At 41.7% G+C, this 7053-nt stretch carries 6 protein-coding genes; 1 reads left to right on the top strand and 5 read right to left on the bottom strand.

The window, feature by feature from the left end:
* Positions 1-122: 122 nt before the first annotated feature.
* The 4 genes from PN447_RS15590 to PN447_RS15575 all read right to left on the bottom strand — a co-directional run bounded on the left by PN447_RS15590 (position 123) and on the right by PN447_RS15575 (position 2730).
* Entirely contained in the window at positions 123-314 is a 192-nt protein-coding gene (locus tag PN447_RS15590) for a hypothetical protein (protein ID WP_271763938.1), read from the bottom strand.
* Complete coding sequence (petJ, locus tag PN447_RS15585) at positions 308-640, bottom strand: cytochrome c6 PetJ (RefSeq protein ID WP_271763937.1); 333 nt, start codon at positions 638-640, stop codon at positions 308-310. The genes PN447_RS15590 and petJ overlap by 7 nt, the downstream gene beginning before the upstream one ends.
* Positions 641-781: 141 nt before the next feature.
* On the bottom strand, positions 782-1276 hold the full coding sequence (locus tag PN447_RS15580) for a GNAT family N-acetyltransferase (protein WP_271763936.1): 495 nt from the start codon (positions 1274-1276) through the stop codon (positions 782-784).
* Between the two features lie 284 nt (positions 1277-1560).
* The gene (locus PN447_RS15575) at positions 1561-2730 is read right to left on the bottom strand and encodes an RpoD/SigA family RNA polymerase sigma factor (protein WP_271763939.1); all 1170 of its coding nucleotides are present in this window, start codon (positions 2728-2730) and stop codon (positions 1561-1563) included.
* Positions 2731-3517: 787 nt separating this feature from the next.
* On the opposite strand from PN447_RS15575, the gene priA reads away from it, so the two are divergent.
* Positions 3518-6019, top strand: a complete 2502-nt coding sequence (gene priA / locus PN447_RS15570) for a primosomal protein N' (RefSeq protein ID WP_271763935.1) — start codon at positions 3518-3520, stop codon at positions 6017-6019.
* Positions 6020-6097: 78 nt separating this feature from the next.
* On the opposite strand, the gene PN447_RS15565 is transcribed toward priA, so the two are convergent.
* Positions 6098-6466 (bottom strand): hypothetical protein, encoded by a 369-nt coding sequence (locus tag PN447_RS15565; RefSeq protein WP_271763934.1) that lies wholly within the window; start codon positions 6464-6466, stop codon positions 6098-6100.
* Positions 6467-7053: the final 587 nt, after the last annotated feature.

Below are 7053 nucleotides of genomic sequence, written 5' to 3'. Positions count from 1 at the left end.
GGTGGTAGTCTTTTTCAGAAACTTAATTGGAACACAATCGCGTCTGGCTAAGGCGTGCAAGTCTACTGAGGGATAACCGCTCCCATGCCCCCTTTGAAGTAGAAAGTAAAGTCTAGCTTTGTCTAGGTTTTATATAGCAGTGAACTAACACCACAAGCGAGGCACAGCATTTGAGATGCTTGGTTACCAATTGTCAGAACAGCATTCCCTAATGCTAATACAGCAAAAGGGAGAGCGATCGCAGCGGTTACACCATTTAAGGTGATACCCTGATTTAGTAGAGTCCCCCAAAGCTTGAAGAAGATAACTACCAACCTTTATCTGCTTGTTCTAGGACATAAGCAGATACATCAGAAATTTGTTCTGGTTTTAAACGACCCTTAAAAGCTGGCATAGCACCTTTGCCATTTGTAACTTGACTAATAATCGCCTCTTGGGAGTACATACTGTATTTTTCTAGATCATCCTTTTTCAAACTTTTATTAGCTTGAACCAAATTTCTCCCACCTGCATGACAAGCAGCACAATTAGCACCGAATATTTTAGCTCCACTAATAGTATCTGCTGCTAAAGCTGGACTACTAAAGGCAAAGGTGAAGATAGTTATGCTTAGAAGTATCAGAGAAATAATTTTTTTCATCTTGTGTTCTCCTGAAGAACGGTTAGTTGCGGACAAGACCTTTCACAATTATTGTGAGTTCAATCAATTGCCCGCGTCAAAAGACAATCTGTCAAACTTGATTGTGAAGAAAATCTATGAAAGATATTTTCATTCCTACCTTCAACCTCGATGGGCTAACTTTTGCATCCCATCTTCTGTGACCCGACAAATGCGCCAATCATCCAAAATAGTAGCCCCCATACTGCGGTAGAATGCTTGCGCCGACTCATTCCAGTCCAAGACACTCCATTCTAAGCGTCCACAATTGCGCTCTACAGCTATTTGGGCTACTTGAGACAAAAGAGCCTTACCAACACCTTGACGGCGATATTCCGGTAAAACAAACAAATCCTCTAAGTAAATTCCCGGCTTAGTCAAGAAGGTAGAATAATTGTGAAAGAACAGCGCGAAACCAACTGCTTGCCCTGCATATTCGGCTAAGATTGCCTCAATATACCTGGGAGAGCCAAATAAATGCTCCTCAAGAGCCAAAGCATTACCAGTTACAGCGTGGGATAATTTTTCATACTCAGCTAGCCCCTGAATTAAATTAAACAGTACTTTGCTATCAGAGGGTTCAGCAAAACGCAAAATCAAATTATCAGAACCAGTCATTAATTAATCATGTATAGTTTATAGTCCATAGTCTACAGCGAATTTTTGGATTAGTTGGGATGAGGATGTGCCTAAATATATGAGCAACTCCTAAGGAAGCTTAGGAACAGACAGAAAGCCTAGCTTAACCAGAATGCCAGATTTAATTTTCAGGTATCTTAAACATCCTGTCACACAAAATGACTTAGGCGTAAACAGATGAGTTGGTTTTCACCCCTGGCCTGATAGCTGGTGTTGGTGGTGGGGTTCTCAGCTTACCTGATTTAATAATTATGAATTAGGAATTAAATTAACCATCCCTTTAGGCGCTTGGCGATATGAGGACGGCGCAACTTGCGCATGGCTTTACTTTGAATTTGTCGTACTCGTTCACGGGACAAATTGAACATATTACCAACTTCTTCTAAGGTACAGGGTTCGCTGGTTGTCAAACCGTAGCGTAAAGATATCACGTCTTTCTCTCTGGGGGTTAGCACATCACCCAAGACATCCCAAATCTCCTGACGCATCATGTTTTCATTCATTTTTGCTTCTGGAGACAGGTTATCTTCGTCTTCTAGCAAGTCCATTAGTTCTGTGTCTTCCTCTTTACCTACACGGTGATTGAGAGAAAGTGCTTGTCGCCTTAATTGTTGTAATTGGCGCAGTTGTTGGACACTAATTTCCAACGCTTGGGCCATTTCGGCTTCGTTGGGATTCCGAGAGAGTTTTTGCTTGAGTTCTCTTTGGGCTTTTTTGAGCTTGTTGAGTTTCTCAACAATGTGAATGGGTAAACGGATGGTTCGCGCATCATTGGCGATCGCGCGGGTAATTGCTTGTCTAATCCACCAGTAGGCGTAAGTGGAAAACTTATAACCTTTATCCGGGTCAAATTTTTCTGTAGCACGATTTAGACCCATGGCACCCTCCTGGATTAAATCCAGAAACGGTACACCGCGATTCAGGTATCGTTTAGCAATGGACACCACTAATCTCAGGTTGGAGCGAATCATTTTACGTTTCGCGACTCGACCTTGGTATAAGCGGCTTTCTAGTTGCTTTTCTGTCATTTCTAGCCGGGAGGCTACTTGTACCTTACTGGTTGACTGTCCCAGTTCTAATTCCAATGCAGCTTGGATCTCCCTTACTTCCTCGAGAAACCTAACTCGCCGGGCTAACTCTACCTCTTCTTCGGGTTTTAACAGGGGATAACGCGCCATTTCTTTAAAAAACGCGCCTACAGCATCATCATGCTCGGTTTTGTTGTATCCTGAAGGCCTGGCTGCAGCCATGTCATCCCCATCACGTTCGTCTGATTCCAGATTTTCGATGATTGGGGGTTCTGACTCTACCATTGATTCTAAAAGTTCCAGTGAGTTTTCTTCATGTTCGACAGTGGTTTCTAGTATTTCCATTGTTCCCAATTCAGCAATGTTCATAGTTTCCTTTAGGGATTTTTGCTTTGTTTGGTAGATAATTTCATGACACGCTGCTTCAAGCTTGGTAGTTTTCCCTAACCAACAAATGCACCCCTTTGTCAGAAAAATATACACGGAAAGCTAATTGCTTATTCATTAGTGAAAATCAGCCCCTACCCGCTTTTTCTTGGTTCCTGTTTGATAGAACCTCTAAGAAGTACTGGTTTTGGCCCCCAGAAACTATCTTCTCAGGTTCCAACACAAATATTCCTGACTTTTCCTCAATCCCCGAATCTGTCAAATGCCCTCAACCTTTATCCACCTTAACAAATATAAAAAACTCAGGTAAATACCCCCCAGCGTTAATCTTTTATAAGTTACATAACTTTTTCTGCTTCATCGGTGAGAATTTACTACATAAATCATCATCTTGCTTTGGGTTCGGTGCTGATTTCATCGAGCTTCCTAAAGGACATGGTTTGACTAGTCTAATTTTGGGAAATAGTTTATTTGTATAAAAGCATCTCATATGTACCAAGGGTTGAATATCTATCAAGGGGATGAAAAACACTATATCCTATTCAGTAGTTAGTCAGACCATTTCCGGAATCCCTGGAAAGATAATTGGATTTTTTATAGAGGATTTTAAATATTTATGCCACGAATTGTTAAGACAAAATTGTCTGGTACATTACATAACTGGGAAATCATCAAGTATTATGGAGAGAAAAGTATGATCAAATACATTTTACCTCTGAAAAATAAAAATCTTTGATAAACCTGTGTGCCGCCCAAACAATTAAGTAGAAATTAGACATAAAATTGTTGACAAAATAGCAGTAGTATGTATAAAAATCAAATAAAATCGCTGCATTTACTGGTGGCTGAACCTGGTGAAACTTACCAATCAGTAAATGTGAATCGATGGATTGAAGTGTTGGTAGACTGTCCAGGAACTACGGGACTTTTTACTTATAGATTGCCGAGGGAGTTAAAAGTAAAACCAGGTGATATTTTAACTGTACCATTTGGTACTCAAAAAGTAGGAGCGATCGCCATTCGTTTATTGGCAGAACTAAATATTGATCTACCACCAGAAAAAATCAAGGATGTAGAAGATATAGTCAGCGAAGGGTTCTTCCCCAGAAGTTATTGGGAATTATTAAATCGAGTAGCTGCATATTACTATACGCCTTTAATTCAGGTGATCCGGGTAGCCTTACCACCGGGATTACTAGGGCGATCGCAACGTCGGATCCGCCTAGTTGGGGATGCAGAAATAAAAAGACAAATCTCCTCAGATTTAACTTTCCTTAGTCCCCCAGCCCAACAAATTTTAAACCTTTTACAAGGTCAATCAGCAGGAGACTATAGCCTAGTCTACTTGCAACAAAAAGTCAGAACAGCCTACAAAGGTGTGCGGGAGTTGTTGCGATTTGGGATAGTAGAAAGTTATTTAGAAGCACCGCGACTCAATCGCCCAAAACTACAGAAAGCTGTTACTTTGATTGGCGCTATTGATGATAATTTAACCGAGCGTCAACAAGAAATTCTGGAAGTATTACGGCGGCGTGGGGGGGAATTGTGGCAGAGTGAACTATTACAAACTTGTAATGCTAGTTCTTCGACCCTGAAGACCATGGTACAAAAAGGTTACATTGTCATCGAAGAAAAAGAAGTGCGGCGAACAGAACAGGGACTAGCACTAGCACCAGATCACCCCAAAACCTTAAATCCTCACCAAGCAAATGCATTAAAGAATATTCAAGGTTTGAATGGTTTTGCTCAAGTCTTGTTACATGGGATTACAGGTTCTGGGAAAACAGAGGTATATTTACAAGCGATCGCACCTCTACTAAAGCAAGGAAAATCCGCCCTGGTATTAGTTCCAGAAATTGGACTTACACCCCAACTAACAGACCGTTTTCGCGCTCGTTTCGGAGCTAAAGTTAGCGTTTATCATAGTGGTCTTTCGGAAGGGGAACGTTATGACACCTGGCGACAAATGCTCACCGGGGAACCGCAAATAGTCATCGGGACTCGTAGCGCGATTTTTGCGCCTTTGCCTAATTTAGGTTTAATCATCCTAGACGAAGAACACGACAGCAGCTTTAAACAAGATTCTCCCATTCCTACCTACCATGCGCGCACCGTCGCCCAATGGCGAGGGGAATTAGAAAATTGTCCCTTAGTTTTAGGTTCTGCTACCCCTTCATTAGAAAGTTGGGTCGGTCTGACAAACCCCTCTACACCAACTCCTAGTTATTACCTCTCCCTTCCCGAACGGATTAATTCTCGCCCATTACCACCGGTGGAATTGGTGGATATGCGGCTAGAGTTACAGATGGGAAATCGTTCTATATTTAGTAGGTCGCTACAATCAGCTTTACATCAGCTACAAGAGAAGCAACAACAGGGAATTTTATTTATCCATCGCCGGGGACACAGTACTTTTGTGTCTTGTCGCAGTTGTGGGTATGTGATGGAATGTCCCCATTGTGATGTGTCGCTCTCCTATCACCAGACTGAAGAGGGAGCGCCGCAGTTACTACGCTGTCATTACTGTAACTATACGCGATTGCATCCGCAACAATGCCCTGAATGTGGTTCACCTTATCTGAAATTCTTTGGTAGCGGTACTCAACGCGTCGCCCAAGAATTAGCAAGACAGTTTCCGCAGTTAAGTTATATTCGTTTTGATAGCGATACCACCCGTAATAAAGGCGCACACCGTACCCTACTGACTCGATTTGCTAACGGTGAAGCCCATTTATTAGTAGGAACACAAATGATTACCAAGGGTTTAGATTTACCCCAAGTGACACTGGTGGGTGTGGTTTCTGCTGATGGTTTGCTGAATTTATCAGATTATCGCGCCAGTGAACGCGCATTTCAAACTCTAACTCAAGTAGCAGGCCGTGCGGGTAGGGGCGATGATGTGGGTAGGGTGATTGTGCAAACTTACACCCCAGAGCATCCGGTAATTGGGGCGGTACAACAACATGATTATCAGTCTTTTTGTCAAACTGAATTAGAACAACGCCAAGCACTTAATTATCCTCCCTATGGGAGATTGATTTTATTGCGCTTGAGTAGTTTAGATGTGATTCAAGTCCAGAATACGGCGCAAATCATCGCCACAGCTTTAAGTTCTCAGTCAGGATTTGATATCCTTGGACCAGCACCGGCTAGTGTCATGCGGGTAGCTAACCGTTATCGCTGGCAAATATTACTCAAGTTTGCCCCAAATGTGCTACCAAATTTACCTGACTGGGAGTCAGTGCGATCGCTTTGTCCTGATGCTGTGAGTTTAACTATAGATGTAGATCCATTAAATATTATGTGAATTATGTGAAACTTTGAAAGACGTAGCAGTTATCAAACTGCTACACCTGGGAGATATCGGGTAGGAAGTGTTTGAATACTAGATAAATTCTTCCCCAGTCCATACTTCATTGATGTGAGTCATCCAGGGTATACCTTCATTGACTGGAGAACTAACGCTAATTTTAGCTTGGTTGGCAAATCGTTTTAACTGGTTGGCTAAATAAGGAATAGTAGTCATGATGTGCTGATAACTTTTAATATCATGACAGACCAAAATTAACATGAGAATGCCGCTATTAACCTTGAAATACCAGTGACAGCTAGATAACAAAATGCGTACTGTAGGCTTACAAGCCAAGAAAAAGCTTTTTTTGGTGGCTTCTTCTAGTTGACTCAGCCAAATACCGCTCATTTGCATTGTTTTTGGGGATGGTAAATCATCGGGAGATAAATATGGTTGATACATAGTAACTCTGGCATTATTCAAAAGATTAAAAACCTAAATCCGGCTGAAGGCTCTGTAAATAATTACCTAAACACCAAATTCAGCCAGTAGGCTCCAGACTCCATGAACTTTTGATTTAAGCTCCGTTCACCCCTTTACAAACTTTATATAATCCATCAGATATTATTGCTAATTTTCCTCATATTTCCTTAGTATTTAATCCATATAAGTTAATATTTTGAGGGAACACACCGAACAGGGAATAGGGAATTGGTGTGTACTTCATGAGCCTGAAAAAGCCTTTAATACTATTTTGATATGAATAGGTAGCTGAGTTGTTGTGGGGTGAGTATTTGCTCCTCTTCCTCCATCCAGACTTGAAGCTGTGGGGGGTCTCAACCCCCCACGCCTTGATGTGGGTGAGTTAGAGGATGTTTGTCAAGTCATGATTAGTGTATCGAATATTATTTGACCCCACCCCCTTCCTTACAAGGGTAGGTTTTTAATATGATCTGTGAAGGCAAGACCACCGAAGACAAGGAAGGAAAGTGGACAAGGAAGATTTTATACGGACAATGGTCTTTTAAGGGGCTATTTTTCTTACTAAG

Origin of the sequence: Anabaena sp. CS-542/02 (assembly GCF_028331085.1) — a bacterium.
GTDB lineage: Bacteria > Cyanobacteriota > Cyanobacteriia > Cyanobacteriales > Nostocaceae > Anabaenopsis > Anabaenopsis arnoldii.
The sequence above is the reverse complement of the archived record's forward strand: the minus strand, read 5'-3'. Positions and strand labels throughout refer to the sequence as shown.